Source organism: Glutamicibacter sp., from assembly GCF_050701915.1.
In the GTDB taxonomy this organism is placed as follows: domain Bacteria; phylum Actinomycetota; class Actinomycetes; order Actinomycetales; family Micrococcaceae; genus Glutamicibacter.
Map to the genome: position 1 here is coordinate 32,486 of NZ_JBOGEG010000017.1, position 17,045 is coordinate 49,530.

Consider the following 17,045-nt stretch of genomic DNA (forward strand, 5'->3'; position numbering starts at 1 on the left):
TACAGGACTATTGAATTTTCTTCCTAGCCTACTTACGGCTGAACCCTGCGTAGAAGCATGCAAGCTTCTGCCACTGAGGAGCATTCGACTGCGCGATTTGATAGCAGGTATCAGTGTTAGCCCACCATTCGCAGGAGTGATCGGGGTTGTCTGGATAACCGCAGATTTTCGCTGGTTCAGCTATATTGCCAGGGTTCAGCTGAGAAGAAGGCGTTGCAGCGTTGGCACCGAATCCTGAAGCCAGGGCTAAAGCAGTGCTAGCAAAAACAAGTGAGGTGGGTGCAATAATTCTCGTCATTGACATGCTCGTTTACCACCTAACGATTTGATAATGTATTTGTTTCAGCCTAGTCGCAAAGTTAAATACTGTAAATACTATGTTCGTAGGAGGGGACTGGAGCAGTGAACTCCGCTGGTACTCAGGCTGCCCAAAATGAGAGGAACATCTGCCTTGGTTCCCGATGCTCTTGGAGCGCACCCGTTATCTCTTTTTGATAGCCGCCGACAGGACCATGGAGGCTATCGACCAACCAGTCCCGGCATGATGTGTTGCCCCTGTCTTCAATGATCACAGGGGGTGTTGCCATCGAGGCTGGGAAGGCACAGTGAGGTGATGGCTAATTAAGAGCACGACGCCAAGCACCACCAGTGCACAGACCTCAGTCATAACGTGGATGTAAGGTTTTGCTCCAGCAGGTTGGCCGAACCGGTGAGAGACCATGCGCGAAGGAACCAGCCTCACGAAAACCGACAACATCCAGATCTTCCTCGGCCTCGACGTCAGCAAGATCTGGAACAGACACCTGCCGAACGACGAGGCTAAGCTCACCAGGGATTACCAGGAACTCAGCACCCAAGGCACTGTCTTGGTCGTTGTGGACCAGCTAGCCACCATCGGCGCACTGGCCGTCGCGGTAGCCCAGCCGCTGGACATCACCGTGGCCTACCTGCCAGGCCTGGCAATGCGCCGCATCGCCGACATGTACCCGGGAACAGCCAAAACTGACGAAAAAGACGCATTCTTCATCGACAATGCGGCCCTCACGATGCAGTACACGCTACATGGCCTGCAGGTCTCGGACAAGGAGGAAGCCGCGCGGGGAATGCACACCCAGATCCATCCGCCCCTCGAGCGCTTGCTCGGTGCCCGGCTAGACTACGACGTGACATTGGAAGTCCTCGTCGTCTGGCCCACCCCTGCACGCTGCAGCATGCAGGCAAAGCCAAAATCGATGCGAAACTAAAGAAACCCGTTCAACTGACAGGATGGAAATGTTCCCGAAAATAGCCAAACGCTTTGCTGGTCCGCTGGCGGTTGTATTTCTTGCCGTCTCGCTGTCAGGTTGCGTAAGCATTCAATCCTCCAGTGAAGACTCAAGCGCTCCAGCGGAAAAAACCACGGCTCCGGAGAACGCTGGTCCCATCGAAGGTAGCGTCACTCCGAGCACCAAGGCTTCGGAAGACGCGTCTACCAGCACTCCTAATGTTCCGAAAGCTCCTGCGGACAGCACATTCCAGTCCGTCTATGATTTCCTCGATGCGCAAGCGACTGAAGTCAGGTGCACCGGGAGCATTGATATCGCCGAAATGGGGCAAATGCTCAAGCTCGTCGGGGATTGCGAAAACGTGACAGTTTCTGGATCCGGAAACATGATCGTCGCTCCGCACATCACGAATCTTGAACTGGCTGGCAGCGGGAATATCGCAGCGGTCAAGAACATCAAGCAGGTAACCTTTAGCGGCATCGGCAATTCTGCCGCATCCCTTAATGGGAACGCCAAGGTTACCGACAACGGTTCCTCCAACAAGTTCGGCGAGGACGCCTTCGAAGGCATCACGTTCTAGTACCTGGATTGCTGAACGGACCGCCATTGGCATGGCCAATGGCGGTCCGTTCTTTTCTGCCCACAAGGCACTGTCTGGCATTTCGGACAGATGACCCGATTATCGATGCCGTACCATCGCGTTCTGCCGAACAATGGAGATTAGAGACCTCATGACAGCGCAGAGAACGGATTGTTAATCATGCCCACTTCCCCACTCATCACCTTGGACCTGGCTGGTGCCACCGCCGAAGACGTGATTGCCGTAGCCCGGCACAACGCACAGATCAGCATCGCGCCACAGGTCCTCGAAGACCTGGCAACTGTTCGTGCCCACATCGATGCCCTCGCCTCAGCCGATACCCCGGTCTATGGCATTTCAACCGGTTTCGGTGCCTTGGCTACGCGCCATATCGCGCCCGAGGACCGGGCAAAGCTGCAGCGTTCGCTGATCCGCTCGCACGCAGCCGGCATGGGAGAACCTGTGGAGCGAGAAGTGGTGCGTGCGCTGATGTTCCTGCGCGCCAAGACCCTGGCCTCCGGCCGCACCGGCGTACGCCCGGTCGTGCTAGAGACCATGGTTGGACTGCTCAACGCCGGCATCACCCCAGTAGTGCGTGAATACGGTTCACTGGGCTGCTCGGGTGATCTTGCTCCGCTCTCCCACTGCGCACTGGTCCTGATGGGCGAAGGCGAAGCCACTGACCGCGAGGGCGTGCAGCGCCCCGTGCCGGAGCTCCTCGCAGAGGCAGGACTGAAGCCTGTGGAACTGGCGGAGAAGGAAGGCCTGGCGCTGGTCAACGGCACCGACGGCATGCTCGGCCAGCTGCTGATGGCACTGGCAGATCTCGAAGAGCTCGCAGACATTGCCGATGCCACCGCGGCCATGAGCGTCGAAGCCCAGATGGGCACCGACCAGGTCTTCCGCGCCGAACTGCACGAGCCGCTGCGCCCGCACCCGGGGCAGGGCCGCAGTGCGGCGAACATGTACAACTTCCTATCCGGCTCCCCCATTGTCGCCTCGCACCGCGAAGGCGACGGCCGGGTGCAGGACGCCTACTCGCTGCGCTGCTCCCCGCAGGTTACCGGCGCGGTGCGCGACACCATCGCCCACGCACGCCTGGTCGCCACCCGGGAACTGGCGGCAGCCATCGACAACCCGGTAGTTCTGCCATCGGGCGAGGTCACCTCCAACGGCAACTTCCACGGCGCTCCGGTCGCCTACGTCCTGGATTTCCTGGCCATCGCGGTTGCCGATCTGGGCTCCATTGCCGAACGCCGCACCGACCGCATGCTCGACCCTGCCCGGTCCCGCGACCTGCCGGCTTTCCTTGCCGACGACCCGGGCGTGGACTCGGGCATGATGATCGCCCAGTACACGCAGGCAGGATTGGTTGCCGAGAATAAGCGATTGGCAGTACCGGCGAGCGTGGATTCCATTCCGTCATCGGCAATGCAGGAGGACCATGTTTCCCTGGGCTGGCATGCGGCCCGCAAATTGCGCACCGCGGTGGGCAACCTGCGCCGGATCCTCGCCATTGAAATGCTGATTGCCGGCCGTGCGCTGGACCTGCGCAAGCCTTTGCAGCCAGGCCCGGCCACAGGCGCCGTGCTGGAGCTGCTGCGCACCAAGGTCGCAGGTCCGGGCGAGGACCGTTTCCTCTCTGCCGAGCTGGAAGCGGCGTGCGAGTTGCTGGCCACCGGCGAAGTGCATCGCGTGCTGGAAACCCATCTGGCTAAGTAGCCGTCCACGGGCAACTGTGTGGGGTGACGGACATTGCTGGGGCATCTGCGGGCAAGAGGCGTAAACTTGGATACCGGGAATCCACTTACCTCGCGTGAAAGAATCATCCAATGCAACGCACCATGTTCAAGTCCAAGATCCACCGGGCAACTGTCACCCAGGCAGACCTGCACTACGTAGGCTCGGTCACCGTCGACTCCGAGCTGCTCGAAGCCTCGGATATCCTGCCCGGCGAACTGGTCAGCATCGTCGACATCACCAACGGCGCACGCCTGGAAACCTACACCATTGCGGGCGAGCCGGGAAGCGGGGTTATCGGCATCAACGGTGCGGCAGCGCATCTGGTGCACCCCGGCGACTTGGTCATCCTGATCAGCTACGCGCAGATGGAAGATGCCGAGGCGCGCAGCTACGTGCCCAGCGTGGTGCATGTCGATGCCGATAACCGGATCATCCACCTGGGCGATGACCCCGCCGAGGCAGTGGCCGACGGGGTGCAGACCCCGCCGCACGTACTGCTGAACAGCAAGTAACCCAGCTTCACAAGGCCAGCCGACGCGCAAGATACTGCGCGGTTCGGCTGGCCTCGTTGCATGCCACCTGCGTCGGGGTCCCCTCGGCGACAATCTGCCCGCCGCCGTCGCCGCCGGCCGGCCCCATGTCAATCACCCAGTCGCTGGCGGCCACCACATCCATCTGGTGCTCCACCACGATAACGGTGTTGCCTTGGTCGACCAGCTGCTGCAGCTGCGATACCAGCAGCTGCACGTCGGCAGGGTGCAGTCCGGTGGTCGGTTCATCGAGCAGGTATAGCGTGTGCCCGCGGCGCTGCCGCTGCAGCTCGGTGGCCAGCTTGATGCGCTGGGCTTCGCCGCCGGACATCTCGGTGGCTGGCTGGCCCAGCTGCAGGTAGCCGAGCCCCACCTCGCGCAGGGTGGCCAGCGCCCGCGCAGCTGCAGGAATCCCGGAGAGGAATTCCTCGGCTTCGCTCACATCCAGCTCCAGAACCTGCGCAATGTTCTTGCCCCAGTATTCGACCTCAAGGGTCTGCTCGTTGTAGCGGGCTCCGTGGCATTCGGGGCATGGCCCATTGGTCCCAGGCAGGAAGAGCAGCTCGATTTCCAGATAGCCTTCGCCCTGGCAGGTTTCGCAGCGCCCGCCGGCGACATTGAAGGAGAACCGTCCGGCGTCGTAGCCGCGTTCTTTTGACAACGGCAGCTCGGAGAACGCCTTGCGGACCGCATCGAACAGACCAGTGTAGGTGGCGACATTGGACCTCGGGGTGCGTCCGATGGGCTTCTGGTCCATCAGCACCACCCGGCTGAGCTGCTGTGCCCCGGTCACCTCGGCGATCACCGCGCGCTCGGCGGCCAGCTCAAGTTCCGCCGCTTCGGGTAGCACCGGGCCGCCGGCAGCCTGGGCCAGGGCCCCGCAGACCAGGCTGGACTTCCCGGAGCCGGATACACCGGTGACCGAACAGAAGACTCCCAGCGGGAACGCCGCATCCACTCCCGCAAGGTTGTGCAGCTCCACTCCTCGCAGGCGCACCCATCCGCCGGATTCGCGCGGCTCGCGCCGCGGCGCCGGCCCCGGATCCAGGAAGCGCCGGGTCACGGATGCTTCGATTTCGGACAGGCCGGCGACTTCTCCGCTGTAGAGCACCTGCCCGCCGTTGCTGCCCGCACCCGGCCCGACGTCGACAATCCACTGCGCACGGCTGACCACATCCATGTTGTGCTCCACCACGAACACCGAGTTGCCCTCGGCCTTGAGCGCGTCGAGCACCTCGATCAGCGGCTGCACATCGGCCGGGTGCAGCCCCGCCGAAGGCTCATCGAGCACATAGATGACACCGAACAAACCTGCGCGCAGCTGGGTGGCAATGCGCAAGCGCTGCATCTCCCCCGGCGACAGCGTCGGGGTGGCACGGTCCAGGCTCAGGTAGCCCAGCCCGAGCTCCACCAGCACCTCGATCCTGCCCAGCAGGTCGGCGCTGATGGTGCTCACCACTTCGGTCTGCGCTTCTCCCCCGGCATCAGCCGCGAAGGGGCGCAAGATCTCGGCCAGGGAGCTTAGCGGCTTGCCGTTGAATTCCGCGATATCCAGCCCGTCAAAGGTGATCTGAAGGGCATCGGGGCGGAACCCCGTCCCCGAGCACGCCGGGCAATCCTGCGAATGCATGAAAGCCAGCGCCTTGGACCGCAGGTTCTCGCTCTTCGAGGTCGCGACCGTGTGCCGGACATAGCGCTCGGCACTCCAGAACCGGCCCTTGTAGGGTTTGGCCACGCGATCCCGTTCCGGAGTCACTTCCACGACCGGCTGGTCCTCGGTGAACAGCAGCCACTTCCGTGTTTCCGCGGGCAGCTGCTGGAACGGGATATCTATGTCGTATCCCAGGTGCGTGGTGATGTCTCGCAGGTTCTTGCCCTGCCAGGCACCGGGCCAGGCCGCAATCGCGCCATCCCTGATGCTCAGGGAAGAATCTGGAACCAGCGATTCCTCGCTGACCGAATGCACCGTTCCCGCACCGTGGCATTGCGCGCAGGCGCCGACCGCGGTGTTGGTGGAGAAGGCATCCGAATCCAGCCTCGCCGCACCCTGGGGGTAGATTCCTGCACGGGAGAACAGCATGCGCACCGAATTGGACAGCGTGGTCAGGGTCCCGACCGTGGAACGGGAACTGGCAGCACCACCCCGCTGCTGCAGGGCCACGGCCGGTGGAAGCCCCGAGATGAATTCCACCTTGGGCGTGTGCCCCTGGGCGATCAGGCGGCGCGCGTACGGAGCCACCGATTCCAGGAATCGGCGCTGGGATTCAGCGAAGATGGTTCCGAAAGCCAGGGAAGATTTCCCCGAACCGGAGACCCCGGTGAAGGCGACAATGGAATCCCGCGGAATGCGCACTTCGACATTGTCCAGGTTGTTCTCGTTGGCACCCCGCACGTGGATGAATCCGTCATGGTTGGCAGGTGCCCGGGAGGATGCAAAGCTCTTCATCTTTCCCACACTATGCGCCTGCACGGCGCGGACTCAATTCGCAAGTCGCAAGCTCACCCTTCGGATTGGCACGCCGCGTCGGGACATCCTTGCCAGGTTTTCGAGAAGTATCCAACGATATCGAGACTGTGATCCAACGGGTAGATTGCATCCACCTTCCCGTGGATACGCGCCGCCGCCTGCTCCACGGCCAGGTGGAAGAACCGGCAGACCTCTGAGTAGTGCCAAACATCGGCAATCAGCTCGACCAGTTGTCCATGCGTCAGCGGCCGGCTGGGTTCGAATCCGGCTTCCGCAATAGCCTGGAACACGATATCCTCCGTGAGCTCATGGCCTTTGCCGCAATCGCACCAGGCCAGGCCCCGGCTTGGCATCGACCACACATCAATGCTGTTCTCGGCGGCGCTATCGAGTTCCAACTGGTCCTCCATCGTTCGGTTCAGGCTGGGTCCCCAATGTACTGCCCGCGACCCACAGTTTGGCCCGGTGGATCAGCAGGCTCTTGCCTGCACCGGCATTGCTTGGCATAGTCGTTTGAGCCGGCGGGGTTCAACCAACCGACGGATTCCGGCCGAGGAGAACAGTGATGATCAAGCGTTCCCATCCCGATACCAGCGACGGCGCACCGCACCGGCAGTGGAATGAGCTGCTGCAGGAAATGCGCGTGATGCAAACTGGTGTGCAGATCCTGGCTGCCTTCCTGGTGGTCTTGCCGTTCCAGGCGAGGTTCGAGATGCTCAGCCGGACCGACGAAGTCGTCTACATCATCCTGCTGGTTGCGGCCACGTTGCTGATTCTGCTGTTGATCACTCCCGTGGCCGTGCACCGCTATTTCTTCGGACAGCGGCTGAAGGAGCAGACGGTCAGCTTGGGGCACGCCATCGTCAAGATCGTGGGCATCGGCGTGGGCCTGCTGGTCTCGGGATGCGTCTGGTTTGTGTTGCAGGTGCTCTTCGGCTGGCAAATCGGTGCCTGGGTCGGCGGGCCGCTGATCCTGGTGACCTTGTTCCTGCTGCTGGCGCTGCCACGGATCTTGATCCCGGTTGGCTCCGAGAACGGCTCGGGGTCGTGAGCTTCCGGCCGGCTAGGCCATCTTGTCGACGCGGCGCAATATCAACCGCATCGGGGCATGCCTGATGAATCGCGGAAGCAGCCGCGTGGCTGCCTTGGCGGCGGCGATCACGCGGGCATTGCGCTTCGCGGCTTTTCCGGTGAGGCGATAGCCGAAGCCCTCGCGCACCGAGGCCGGCAGCTGGGCGATGGTCACGTCGCGCATCAGCGGCATGCCGATCCGGATCCACCACGGGGCATGGCGCGCTTCGAATAGCTCACGGGCCAGCGCCCGGGTCTGGTTGGTGACTTCCAGCGCGGCTTGATTCTGCGCAAAGTACTGTTCGAAGTCGTTGAGGTCCCGTGGCCAGTAGCTGCTTGGCATCTGCAAGGCATCACCGAGCCGCGCGTACTGCAAGTAGAGCGCTTCCAGGTCGGCCTTGTTTTCATCCATGATCTGTCCGGCAATGACACGGGCCGAATCATAGAGCGTGGCTGCCACCCACAACTGCAGCCTGGGATCCAGCGCAGAATATGCGGGCCCGCGGTTGTCCCGCGTTGCGCGAATGGGACGGTGCGCCGCGTCAACATGAGCGATGATCTTGCGCTGCTGTTGTGCTGTGCCATTGCTCAACGCATAGATATAGCCGAGGGTATGAATCAGACGGCTGAGCGGGTTGGCGGCGAAATCAGAGTGCTCGGCAATGGCCCGGCCAATCTGCGGGTGAGCCAGTTGAAGCAAGATGGCTCGGCCCGCGCCGAGCAGGAGCCCGGCTTCGGGCGCGATGCGGGAGAACAGCTCACCGTTTTGTCCTGTAATCTTCTGTCGCCCCATGAGACTAATTCTAGGGATCAGGGTGGGCAGCAACTAGGCAATGGGAGATTTGTCGTTTGGTGCCGGTGCCTCTCCGAGGCAATCCACCGGCACCGAACCCCCTGTCGCGACCTTCATTCCCGGATTATTGTGCCGTCGAAATTATCAAGAACGCAAGGCTGCAGACGCGGTTTGGATCATTCGCATAACATCGCTTCGAAGTTCTGCGTATGCAGGAGTCGCTCGAGTTTCTACTTGATCACGTTCTGTTCCAAGGGGCACATCCACGACTTCGAGGACCGTCGCGGGCTGTCCTCCTAAGACAACTACCCGATCAGACAAGTAGACGGCTTCGTCAATATCGTGGGTAACCAACAAGATCGTCATGCCGAGGTCATCCCGAATACGCCGGGTCAGGTCTTCGAGTTCAAAGCGAGTCTGCGCATCAACGGAAGCAAACGGCTCGTCCATGATCAGGATTTCAGGCTTGTAGGCCAAAGCACGAGCAATCGCTACACGCTGTTGCATGCCGCCCGAAAGTTGCCATGGGTATTTGGAACCTGCTCGTTCCAGCCCGACTTCTTTCAGAGCCGCGCTGATACGACGCGAGACTTCTTCACGCCCAAGTCGCAAATGCCGCAGCGGGAACTTCAGGTTGCCCTCGACCGTCAGCCACGGCATCAACGAGCGATTGTAATCTTGGAAGACCAACGCCATCTCTTCCGGTGGACCCGACATTACGCGCCCGTTGACTTCAATACTTCCGGTCGTAATGTCATGGAGCCCGGCCAGCGATTTCAACAGCGTCGTTTTGCCCACTCCCGACGGGCCGACGAGGCAGACGATCTCCGCATTCTTCACGTCCATATTAAGGTCCGCGATAATCTCTGGTCCGGACCCGTAGCGCTTGCTGACGTTTTTCAGGCTTAAAACTGCTTGCACTGGATTATCCTCGAATTTAGTCGTTGCTTGGGGATCTAGCGATTCAACATGCATGTTCTTCGGACTCCTTTAAGATGCCAGTTGCAGGGCTTTGGATTTGTCGTACCAGCGCAGCACGCGTGCGCGGAGCCTGGCGAGCAGATAGTTCGAGAAGAATCCGATAACTCCTAGAAGCACGATCCCGGCCCACATGTCCACGCTCGCGAAATTTTGCTGAGCGAGAATCGTCAGAGCACCAATTCCAACGGAAGATCCGAGCATTTCGGTGGCAATCATGACCACGAAGGAAAACTGCAAGCTAGCCTGCAAGCCCGTGAAGATTTGCGGAAGTGCAGAAGGCAGGAGCATTCCGAGAACACGTTCGGCGTTGGTAATGCGATAGACCTTTGCTACCTCGTGAAGTTGCGGCTCGACTGCTTTGATTCCGTCCATGGTCGCGATCCACGTTGGAGGAAACGCCGCCAGGACAATGACCAGCAGACGCACTTCATTCCCAAAGCCCAACAAGCTGATGAATACAGGAATAATGGCGATCGACGGAACTGCACGGTAGAAGTGGATCAGCGGCGACAGCAGTTCTGAAAGCATGGGCACCAGTGCAAAGAGCAAACCCAGAACAACTCCGAGGACGACTGCGATACCGAAGCCAGCGGCAAGATTTCCCAAGCTGGGAACGATGTCGCTCACGAACTTGTCAAAAAGCCACAGTTCCCTGAATCTCACGAAAATCTCAGAAAGGGGAGGGAAAAAGGGGTTGGTGCTCTTGCTGGACCAGGCCCACCAAATACCGAGCAAGGCCAACGGAACCCCGATTTGCAGGGCAAGGCCGAATTGGCGATGTTTCTGGACCGTCTTGTCCACGAGCTTAGACATGTTTAATGCACCACCTTTCGATAGGACGGATGCCACTTCAAGACACTGACTTCGATACCGCCGCTGAGCAACTGCAAGAGCAGTCCCACCGCTCCAAGTACCAGGACCAATCCATAAAGCTCAGCGGTTTCATTGGCGCTTAGCGCTCTCTGGATTTCGTAGCCCAATCCAGGACCACCGCCGAGCAGTCCGGTTACCACTGAAACGATCAATGCGATCGGTATTGCCGTGCGAACTGCCGTCGCGATAAAGGCCGAAGCCGATGGAAGCACCACTCGACCGAGAATCTCGCCCGTCCCAACCCCGTAGGATCGGCTCGTTTGTATAGCAACTGGGTCAGTTTCACGCACTCCAGCTGCGGTTTGGTACAAGATCGGCAGCAAGCAACCGTAGAAAACGAGGAACTCCCCCATTTGCTGGGTGGGCCCAAATACCAAGATCGCCAATGGCATGATGACAATGGGCGGAATCGGCTTCAAGAATTCAATGACAAAGCTCAAGGCCTTGCCAACCATGCCGAACCAGCCGACAGCCATGCCCAGTATCACGCCTGCTACCAGAGCTAATGCAAACCCCTTGGCGGCCATGGCCATGGTCACGGCCAATGATGCCCAGAATTCCAGGCTCTGCACCAGATCGCTTGTGGCAGCGAGTACTTCTCCGGGGGTAGGCAGCGGCGAGCCTTTCATCGGCCCGGCCGCTGCCACATGCCATGCCAGCACTGCCAAGACGAGGCCCGCAATGCCGAGAACGGTTTTTCTAGTAGTAGCAGTGCTCACGATTCTGGCTCCTAGTTGATATCCAGCAGTTGGTTATGGCAGCGGGACTGCGATCTTATCGGTAACCTGCAGAGGAGAATCCAAGAATCCGATGCCTACCAGCTTCTCGCTAATACGGCTGATGTCGCTGGAGTCCATGACGGTTGGGAAGTAGGTGAACTTTCCGCTGTCGACAATAAGCTTCTCTTCGATTCCCGTAAGCTCGGCTGCGGTGGCAATGGCTTCATCCCGATGCTCATTTGCGTAGGCATTGGATTTCATTACTGCTCGTTGGAACTTCGCGATGGTTTCATTGTCTTTGGACATTTCCGGCCCAACCATCCAGGTACTGGTCATTCCACCTTCGTAGAATGCAACGCCCGGACTCCACAACTTTTCAGCGCCGTTGGCTTCGGCCTCCAAAGTAAACGGCATTGGAAGGGTAATGGCATCTACACGTCCGGACTTCAGCGACTCAATCTGAGATCCGAAATCCAAAGCAATCCACTCGACGTTTTCCGGATTGCCACCGTCTTTGGCGACTTCGTCAGTGACAAAAGCTTCGAAGATCGCCTTTCGTGCATTGACGCCTACCTTCTTGCCTTCGAGATCCTTTGGCGATGAAATGCCGCTGTCGGAGTTGACGTAGACACCGTAGGTATCGAATTCTGATTCTTCTTTCACGTCTTCTGGGTATCCGACGACAGGCGCGATGGAAGTTACTTGGATGCCCTTTTTCTGGGCATTTATGCCTGGTATCAGCGGGATTGAGCCGATGTCGACCTTATTGCTCTGCAACGCGGCCGAGGCTGCTGGAGGATTTCCGTTCGTCGTAATCTCCAGTTCAAGGCCTTCGTCTTCGAAGAACCCTTGTTCCATTCCCAAGGTAATCGCAGCACCCGAGGTCGTTCCGTCCACGCTGACGGTCAGTGGCCCCTGGGCTTCTCCCGCTTCGGAAGAGGTATTCGAGGAGCAGGACGTTATCCCGAGGGCTACGATTGCTGCGGATGCCGCAAGGACACCTAGTTTCCTGGTTTTCATCATGTCGTTCGTTCCTTCCGGGCAAGTTCGCTAGAACTGCGCTTGGGTGTGACTAGCGCCACTGATTTGAATTCATGGTTTCACGGTCCACGATTAAGCGATAACACTAAGTTTCGATGTGGTACATAACTAAAAACTGTTTGCTTCAGTTGACTGAATAAGTTGAGATTTTCGTATAGCACCCTCTGACGAATTGGACATTGACTTGAATATGCAAACGGCTGGCGAAGGCATGCACGCAATCACCCTGGGAACTGCAGGAGGTCCTGTCTGGTGGGGACACGACGAAATCGATGCTGGCATCTGCACCGCAGTCGTTGTGGATGGCCGCGTTTACCTCGTCGACTTCGGCTACGGGGCAGGCCGCCAATTACGCAGTGCCGGCTACACCTTCGGTTCGGTTGAAGCCCTGTTCATTACGCACATGCACTCAGATCACACAGTGGACCTTTCCAGCCTCTTCCTCTTTGCCCGAAATGAAATAGGGCAACGGAAAGTCAGGATTTTCGGCCCAGGCGACCGTGGCAAGCTGCCGCCATTGACTCCGCTAGCCAAGGAAGTGCCCAAACCAGTCAATCCCGAATCGCCTGTGCCGGGCATTACCGAGACCTTCGATCGACTCATGCGCAGCTATTCGACCGACATCAATGATCGAATTTTTGATTACGGTGCCCCATCCCCAGCAACAAAGTTCGACGTCAGAGATATCAGGTTGCCCGGCGCGGTTCCATTTGATCCCAACGAAAACGTTGCACCGGATATGGAACCATTCGTCGTATTCGAGGATGAGCGTGTTTCCGTCAAGGCCATCCTCGTCGATCATCATCCAACGGCCCCGGCTTACGCTTTCCGGTTCGACTCCAAGTACGGATCGGTTGTCATTTCAGGCGATACCGGATATTGCCAAAACACCATCAATATTTCTCGGGGCTGCGACATCTTGCTCCACGAGGCCATCAATTTGGACGTTGTCGCTCAACAAGCGATAACCACGTATCCAAATGAACAAGTCCGCGCTTCGGTGATGTCGCATCACAGCCGAGCGCACACAACTGCGAAGGATGCTGGCCGGATCGCACAAAAAGCAGGAGTCGGAACACTTGTGCTCCACCATCTGGTTCCGGCCAATGCCCCTTCCGAAAGCTGGCAAACCGCGGCAGAAGAATTCGATGGATCACTTGTTATCGCCGAGGATTTGGGCGTCATCTGCGTACACGCGAAAGCGAAGAATTCGGTGGTCGAATAGCTTCTGGGGAACCTCGGCAGGCGAAATGCGCAACTTGGCCTTGGAAGATGCATGACTAGAATATGAAGATGATCCGCATGACAATTCGGCAGCTTGAATATTTCCAAGCTGTGATGGAGACCGGCAGCGCTACAGCAGCCGCAAAGCTGTGCCATGTGAGCCAGGCTGGTCTTTCATCTGGGATTCTGCAATTGGAATCGGCCCTGAATGTCCAGCTGTTCGCTCGGCAAAAATCCCGGAATCTCACGCTGACGCCGGCTGGCCGTGCCTTCAGCGTTTCGGTTCAGTCGGTACTTCAACAGCTTCAGGATCTTGAAGATGGAGCTGCAACGTTCGGGCGCTCGGTCAGTGGAACCCTGCGGCTTGGCTGTTTCGAAAGCCTATCTCCAACGCTGCTTCCCCAGCTTGCCGGATACTTCACCAGGGAATATCCAGCTGTCACGCTTCGGTTTCTAGAGGGGCATCCACGAGCCATCGAAGCAGACTTGCGCGCGGGCCGCTGCGAAGGAATCCTCATTTACAAGCAGCACGTATCCAGCGATCTGATTTCGCATTCGCTCGGCAGCCATCCACTGTATGTGGCGTTGCCAGTCGATCATGATCTCGCCGGAGAGGAATCCATTAATCTGGATGACCTGGCTGCTTACCCATACGTGCTTTTGGACCAAGAACCTATCGGCACCCTGGTAACTAACTTGTTGCGTAGCCACGGAATCCAATCTGAGCCCTTGCTGACCAGCCGATCAATCGAGACAATCCGTTCCGCGGTAGCCCGTGGTTTGGGATTCACCGTGACCGGAGTCCGTCCACCCCATGACTTGAGCTTCGACGGTCTGCCCATCGCCTACAGGCCATTGTCTGAAGGCGGACAAGTGCGCGAAATTGTTCTGTGCACGATGCCTGGTGCCCCTCTGTCACGGCGGCTCAGTGCCGCTTTGGAGTATTGTCGCGAACTGATCAGCCATACCTCCCTGTAATCGCGCGGGACGGTAAATTCTGCCATTAACTAGCTGATGCGTTCCCCATCGATCGGTTGTCGTTCATCTACTGCCATCTTCAAGAAGATGGTATCGGCGGAACTGGACTAGAGCTTTCGGAAAATATCAGCTCAGGATCCTTGCGTCGCACCGTTCTTCAGCAGGACAACGACCCAGCTTGCGGCCATGAACAAGGTTCCCGCGATCACCGCAATGCTCTTGAGCATCAGGCTCGGGTCGCTGAACAACGCTGGCACGGTGAGAATCAGGACGGCGGCCCCCAGCACCATGAGGGCAAAAGCTGAATAGAATATCTTCTTCACTGCATGACTCCCAGGATAGGCCGCTGCCGCAATAGAGCCGTGAAATCCGGTGCCCGCAATAATGGCGGGCACCGGCTCAAAGCTGGTTGCCTAGAATGCTACACCGCAGTGCAGGATCACGTTGGCATATGGGGTAGCTTCACCCGTGCGCACGATGACCTTGGCCTGGGGCAGTTCTGCTTTCAGCTCTTCGTGGGAGATGAAGTCAGGATCCAGTCCCTTGTCCAGGCACAGTTCCTGCACCGGGCCGCTTTCGGCTTCGGCAGCCAGGGTGCTGTTCTCGATAACCATGTTCCGGGCCAAGACCTCGAGCACCTGCTCGAAGCTGGGCAGCCCCTGCACCAGGGCCAGGTCGATGACCGTTGGGCCTTCCGGCAGCGGCAGGCCGCAATCCGCTATCACCACGGTGTCGGTATGCCCGCATTTGGCCAAGGCGGCCAGCATCGGGGCGTTGAGAATTTCGGATTTCAGCACGGCGGCTTCCTTAGGTCTTGCTCGAAAAAAGGGAACTTAGAGGTTCTGCAGGGAACGCGGATAGGAAGCCTGCGCTCCGTGTGCCTGCACAGTCAGCGCGGCGAACTTGCCGGCAAATTCTGCGGCTTGTGCCAGATCATCCCCATTGGCCAAGCGGGCAGCCACCGCACCGGTGAACGCGTCGCCGGCACCGGTGGTGTCCACGGCCTTGACCTTCACCGCGGGCAGCGAGCGAACCTGGACTCCGCCGTTTTCTTCTGGGAAGCGGTCGGCAACCAGGCAGCCGTTGGCGCCGAGGGTGATGACCACGCTGGCGATGCCTTCCTCTACCAGCATTCCGGCGAGGCGCTCGTACTTGCCGTCGAACCGGCGGGCAGGGTGCGGATTCAGCTGCTGGAGCACGGCTTCGGCTTCATGCTCGTTGACCACCAGCGGGTTGGCCTTGAGCAGGTACTCGCGGTCCAATTCGATCACTGGCGCCAGATTGAGCACGATGCGCTCGGTGGCAGCATCCATGGCGGCCTTGATGCCGGAGGCGGGGATTTCTCCCTGCAGCACCACGATGCCCTCGATCCTCCCGGCCACCTTCACGGCTTCACCGGTGACCGTCGAGTTGGCTCCGGAAACCACGGCGATGGAATTCTCCGCGGCCGCATCCACCTGGATGATGGCCACGCCGGTTGGCTCGCTGGCGCGGGCCACGCGATCCAGCTTCACCCCGGCCTCTTCGAGCTGGCCCAGGGCGATTCCGGCGTGCGAGTCGTTGCCGACGGCGCCGATGAATTCTGTGGCGGCACCGGCCAGCGCGGCGGCCAGCGCCTGGTTGGCGCCCTTGCCGCCGGGCGAGAGCTGGTAGGAATCTGCCAGCACGGTCTCGCCCGGGCCGGGAAGGCGGGCCATCAGCGCGGTGATGTCCACGTTGCTAGAGCCCACAATGGTGACCTGGATGTCCTGCTGCATGCTAATTCCTCTGGTTCTCTCCACCCGGCGGCCGATGGGCGCCGGTGCACTGCTTGGTTGCCGCTAAGGGCAGATTACTCGCCTGCGTACTCGGCGACGTTCTTCTCGTCAACCGTGTCAACGGCTACCTGCACGTTGGCTTCGACTTCCTCGCCCTTGATGGCCTTGGCCAGGATCTGCACCGACTGCTTGCCCAGCTCGGCTGGGTTCTGGGCGATGGTGGCAACCAGGGTGCCGGCCTCGACGGCCTTGAAGCCGTCATCGGTGCCGTCGAATCCGACCACCTTGACGTCCTTGCCGGCCTTGTCGCCCAGCGCCTGGATTGCGCCCAGGGCCATTTCGTCGTTCATGGCCAGCACGCCCACGGCATCCGGGTTGGCCTGCATCAGGTTGGTGACAACGTCCAGTGCTTCTGCACGGTCGAAGTTGGCGGTCTGCGAGGAGACAACCTCGATGTCCTTGTACCCGGCCAGGCCCTTGTCGAAGCCTTCGCCGCGCTCGTTGGTTGCCGAGGCTCCTGGCACGCCTTCCAGCACGATGATCTTGCCCTTGCCGCCCAGTGCCTCTCCCAGTGCCTTGGCAGCCTGCTCGCCGCCGGCCACGTTATCCGAAGCCACGAAGGAAGCGATCTTGGTCTCGCCCACGGCGCGGTCAACGGCAACGATCGGCAGGCCGGCCTCGGCCACCGGGGCCAGGCCGGCTTCAGCGGTTTCGGTATCCACGGCATTGATGATCAGCCCCGCAGAGCCGTTGGTTGCAGCGGTGGCCAACTGGTTGGCCTGGGTTGCGGAGTCGTTCTGCGCGTCGACGACGGACAGGTCGATGCCCTGCGCCTCTGCCTCGGCCTGGGCACCATCACGCAGGTCGACGAAGAACGGGTTGTTCAGGGTGGACACTGCCAGGGTGGCCGAGCCGGCCTCTGCCTCGGTGCCGCGGTTGCAGGCAGCCAAGCCGGCCACCAGGGCCAGGCCAACGGTTACGGCTGCGGTCTTGCGCATGATGTTCTTCATGGGGTTCTCCTTT

Annotated in this window: 17 protein-coding genes and 1 pseudogene; 7 read left to right on the forward strand and 11 right to left on the reverse strand. The window is 59.7% G+C overall.

All coding sequences use genetic code 11. The features are described 5' to 3' along the window. Positions 1–719: 719 nt before the first annotated feature. The 4 genes and pseudogenes from ACRDT3_RS11310 to panD form a co-directional block, all read left to right on the forward strand. A pseudogene (locus tag ACRDT3_RS11310) lies at positions 720–1,249 on the forward strand (IS110 family transposase); the annotation flags it as partial. Between the two features lie 23 nt (positions 1,250–1,272). Next, positions 1,273–1,845, forward strand: a complete 573-nt coding sequence (locus ACRDT3_RS11315) for a DUF3060 domain-containing protein (RefSeq protein WP_431493062.1) — start codon at positions 1,273–1,275, stop codon at positions 1,843–1,845. Positions 1,846–2,025: 180 nt separating this feature from the next. Next, complete coding sequence (gene hutH / locus ACRDT3_RS11320) at positions 2,026–3,567, forward strand: histidine ammonia-lyase (protein ID WP_431493063.1); 1,542 nt, start codon at positions 2,026–2,028, stop codon at positions 3,565–3,567. A gap of 110 nt (positions 3,568–3,677) precedes the next feature. Continuing rightward, positions 3,678–4,100: an aspartate 1-decarboxylase gene (panD, locus tag ACRDT3_RS11325; RefSeq protein WP_431493064.1), complete on the forward strand. Its 423-nt coding sequence runs from the start codon at positions 3,678–3,680 to the stop codon at positions 4,098–4,100. Between the two features lie 7 nt (positions 4,101–4,107). Here the strand turns inward: panD and ACRDT3_RS11330 are convergent, their stop codons facing one another. Together ACRDT3_RS11330 and ACRDT3_RS11335 are read right to left on the reverse strand one after the other, a co-directional pair. Beyond that, entirely contained in the window at positions 4,108–6,564 is a 2,457-nt protein-coding gene (locus ACRDT3_RS11330) for an ABC transporter (RefSeq protein ID WP_431493065.1), read from the reverse strand. Positions 6,565–6,617: 53 nt separating this feature from the next. Continuing rightward, a complete protein-coding gene (locus ACRDT3_RS11335; protein ID WP_431493066.1) occupies positions 6,618–6,983 on the reverse strand; it encodes a hypothetical protein in 366 nt (121 codons plus the stop codon). Positions 6,984–7,150: 167 nt separating this feature from the next. On the opposite strand from ACRDT3_RS11335, the gene ACRDT3_RS11340 reads away from it, so the two are divergent. Beyond that, positions 7,151–7,636: a DUF6328 family protein gene (locus tag ACRDT3_RS11340; protein WP_431493067.1), complete on the forward strand. Its 486-nt coding sequence runs from the start codon at positions 7,151–7,153 to the stop codon at positions 7,634–7,636. A 12-nt stretch (positions 7,637–7,648) separates the two neighbouring features. Here the strand turns inward: ACRDT3_RS11340 and ACRDT3_RS11345 are convergent, their stop codons facing one another. The 5 genes from ACRDT3_RS11345 to ACRDT3_RS11365 form a co-directional block, all read right to left on the reverse strand. Then, positions 7,649–8,449, reverse strand: coding sequence for an oxygenase MpaB family protein (locus ACRDT3_RS11345; RefSeq protein WP_431493068.1), 801 nt, complete (start codon positions 8,447–8,449; stop codon positions 7,649–7,651). A 144-nt stretch (positions 8,450–8,593) separates the two neighbouring features. Continuing rightward, positions 8,594–9,424: an ABC transporter ATP-binding protein gene (locus ACRDT3_RS11350; RefSeq protein WP_431493069.1), complete on the reverse strand. Its 831-nt coding sequence runs from the start codon at positions 9,422–9,424 to the stop codon at positions 8,594–8,596. A gap of 15 nt (positions 9,425–9,439) precedes the next feature. Further along, positions 9,440–10,243, reverse strand: a complete 804-nt coding sequence (locus tag ACRDT3_RS11355; protein ID WP_431493070.1) for an ABC transporter permease — start codon at positions 10,241–10,243, stop codon at positions 9,440–9,442. 2 nt (positions 10,244–10,245) lie between these two features. Next, positions 10,246–11,022 (reverse strand): ABC transporter permease, encoded by a 777-nt coding sequence (locus tag ACRDT3_RS11360; RefSeq protein WP_431493071.1) that lies wholly within the window; start codon positions 11,020–11,022, stop codon positions 10,246–10,248. 33 nt (positions 11,023–11,055) lie between these two features. After that, a complete protein-coding gene (locus ACRDT3_RS11365; RefSeq protein ID WP_431493072.1) occupies positions 11,056–12,045 on the reverse strand; it encodes an ABC transporter substrate-binding protein in 990 nt (329 codons plus the stop codon). Between the two features lie 229 nt (positions 12,046–12,274). Here ACRDT3_RS11365 and ACRDT3_RS11370 point away from each other — a divergent pair, with 229 nt between their 5' ends. Together ACRDT3_RS11370 and ACRDT3_RS11375 are read left to right on the forward strand one after the other, a co-directional pair. Further along, the gene (locus ACRDT3_RS11370; RefSeq protein ID WP_431493110.1) at positions 12,275–13,288 is read left to right on the forward strand and encodes an MBL fold metallo-hydrolase; all 1,014 of its coding nucleotides are present in this window, start codon (positions 12,275–12,277) and stop codon (positions 13,286–13,288) included. A 68-nt stretch (positions 13,289–13,356) separates the two neighbouring features. Then, positions 13,357–14,265 (forward strand): LysR family transcriptional regulator, encoded by a 909-nt coding sequence (locus ACRDT3_RS11375; RefSeq protein ID WP_431493073.1) that lies wholly within the window; start codon positions 13,357–13,359, stop codon positions 14,263–14,265. 131 nt (positions 14,266–14,396) lie between these two features. On the opposite strand, the gene ACRDT3_RS11380 is transcribed toward ACRDT3_RS11375, so the two are convergent. From ACRDT3_RS11380 to ACRDT3_RS11395, 4 genes are all read right to left on the reverse strand, one after another. Continuing rightward, positions 14,397–14,588 (reverse strand): hypothetical protein, encoded by a 192-nt coding sequence (locus tag ACRDT3_RS11380; protein WP_431493074.1) that lies wholly within the window; start codon positions 14,586–14,588, stop codon positions 14,397–14,399. 90 nt (positions 14,589–14,678) lie between these two features. Beyond that, a complete protein-coding gene (gene rbsD / locus ACRDT3_RS11385; RefSeq protein WP_431493075.1) occupies positions 14,679–15,062 on the reverse strand; it encodes a D-ribose pyranase in 384 nt (127 codons plus the stop codon). A gap of 36 nt (positions 15,063–15,098) precedes the next feature. Then, entirely contained in the window at positions 15,099–16,022 is a 924-nt protein-coding gene (locus ACRDT3_RS11390) for a ribokinase (RefSeq protein WP_431493076.1), read from the reverse strand. A gap of 74 nt (positions 16,023–16,096) precedes the next feature. Then, positions 16,097–17,032: a substrate-binding domain-containing protein gene (locus ACRDT3_RS11395; protein ID WP_431493077.1), complete on the reverse strand. Its 936-nt coding sequence runs from the start codon at positions 17,030–17,032 to the stop codon at positions 16,097–16,099. Between the last annotated feature and the right edge of the window lie 13 nt (positions 17,033–17,045).

Bases quoted from the DNA above. Each gene is read 5' to 3' on its own strand.
- ACRDT3_RS11390 (WP_431493076.1), bottom strand. From the start codon at position 16,022: ATGCAGCAGGACATCCAGGTCACCATTGTGGGCTCTAGCAACGTGGAC.
- ACRDT3_RS11345 (WP_431493068.1), bottom strand. From the start codon at position 8,449: ATGGGGCGACAGAAGATTACAGGACAAAACGGTGAGCTGTTCTCCCGC.
- ACRDT3_RS11365 (WP_431493072.1), bottom strand. From the start codon at position 12,045: ATGATGAAAACCAGGAAACTAGGTGTCCTTGCGGCATCCGCAGCAATC.
- ACRDT3_RS11395 (WP_431493077.1), bottom strand. From the start codon at position 17,032: ATGAAGAACATCATGCGCAAGACCGCAGCCGTAACCGTTGGCCTGGCC.
- panD (WP_431493064.1), top strand. From the start codon at position 3,678: ATGCAACGCACCATGTTCAAGTCCAAGATCCACCGGGCAACTGTCACC.
- ACRDT3_RS11340 (WP_431493067.1), top strand. From the start codon at position 7,151: ATGATCAAGCGTTCCCATCCCGATACCAGCGACGGCGCACCGCACCGG.
- ACRDT3_RS11315 (WP_431493062.1), top strand. From the start codon at position 1,273: ATGTTCCCGAAAATAGCCAAACGCTTTGCTGGTCCGCTGGCGGTTGTA.
- ACRDT3_RS11330 (WP_431493065.1), bottom strand. From the start codon at position 6,564: ATGAAGAGCTTTGCATCCTCCCGGGCACCTGCCAACCATGACGGATTC.
- ACRDT3_RS11355 (WP_431493070.1), bottom strand. From the start codon at position 10,243: ATGTCTAAGCTCGTGGACAAGACGGTCCAGAAACATCGCCAATTCGGC.
- ACRDT3_RS11375 (WP_431493073.1), top strand. From the start codon at position 13,357: ATGATCCGCATGACAATTCGGCAGCTTGAATATTTCCAAGCTGTGATG.
- ACRDT3_RS11350 (WP_431493069.1), bottom strand. From the start codon at position 9,424: ATGCATGTTGAATCGCTAGATCCCCAAGCAACGACTAAATTCGAGGAT.
- ACRDT3_RS11370 (WP_431493110.1), top strand. From the start codon at position 12,275: ATGCACGCAATCACCCTGGGAACTGCAGGAGGTCCTGTCTGGTGGGGA.
- hutH (WP_431493063.1), top strand. From the start codon at position 2,026: ATGCCCACTTCCCCACTCATCACCTTGGACCTGGCTGGTGCCACCGCC.